The sequence below is a fragment of the Sphingomonas glacialis genome (assembly GCF_006439055.1).
GTDB lineage: Bacteria > Pseudomonadota > Alphaproteobacteria > Sphingomonadales > Sphingomonadaceae > Sphingomonas > Sphingomonas glacialis_A.
In genome coordinates this window covers 1-745 of sequence record NZ_RCZC01000017.1, presented here as the reverse complement: position 1 = coordinate 745, position 745 = coordinate 1, and the positions used below count along the sequence as shown (strand labels likewise).

The window sequence follows — 745 nt, the reverse complement described above, 5'->3', positions numbered from 1 at the left end:
TCTGCCGTGGGCGTCGAAATTTGAGAGGAGTTGACCCTAGTACGAGAGGACCGGGTTGAACATACCTCTGGTGTACCTGTCGTTCTGCCAAGAGCGCAGCAGGGTAGCTATGTATGGACGGGATAACCGCTGAAAGCATCTAAGCGGGAAGCCTCCCTCGAGATAAGATTTCATAGAGCCGTCAGAGACCATGACGTTGATAGATCGGATGTAGAAGTGGAGTAATCCATGGAGCTAACCGATACTAATTGCTCTATTCGCGCTTGAGAGTCCCACCATCAATGACAATCCTGGGTAACCAGCACRTGTCRCAGATGGCGGATGATCAAATGCAACGCCTGATTAACAACTACCATCTTCAGAWTGTCGTAAAACGTGCACCGATTTTARGRRCCTRKCGCAAGCTGGGCCCYWGAGAACCCGAACCTWTTGCTGTTCACCGGCTCCATTGCTTGGTGGCTATAGCGTCAGTGCCCCACCCGATCCCATCCCGAACTCGGCCGTGAAACCTGACTGCGCCGATGGTACTATCGCTTAAGCGATGGAAGAGTAGGTCGTCGCCAGGCATTGAAGCCGGTGAACACAAAACGTTCGTGTCTCTCATCAGAACCCATTTACATGTCATCTAACACCCCGCTCGCTCTCGCGAGCAAAACCAACACCTCGTCGCGGGGTGGAGCAGCCCGGTAGCTCGTCAGGCTCATAACCTGAAGGTCACAGGTTCAAATCCTGTCCCCGCAACCAA

The 745-nt window shown here is 53.1% G+C and carries 1 tRNA gene and 2 rRNA genes; all 3 read left to right on the top strand.

The features are described 5' to 3' along the window. Nucleotides 1–267: ribosomal RNA gene (locus tag EAH76_RS23755) — 23S ribosomal RNA — on the top strand; the annotation flags it as partial. Nucleotides 268–451: 184 nt separating this feature from the next. Continuing rightward, a 5S ribosomal RNA gene (gene rrf / locus EAH76_RS23750) occupies nucleotides 452–566 on the top strand. Nucleotides 567–667: 101 nt separating this feature from the next. Continuing rightward, nucleotides 668–744, top strand: a tRNA-Met gene (locus EAH76_RS23745). Nucleotide 745: the final 1 nt, after the last annotated feature.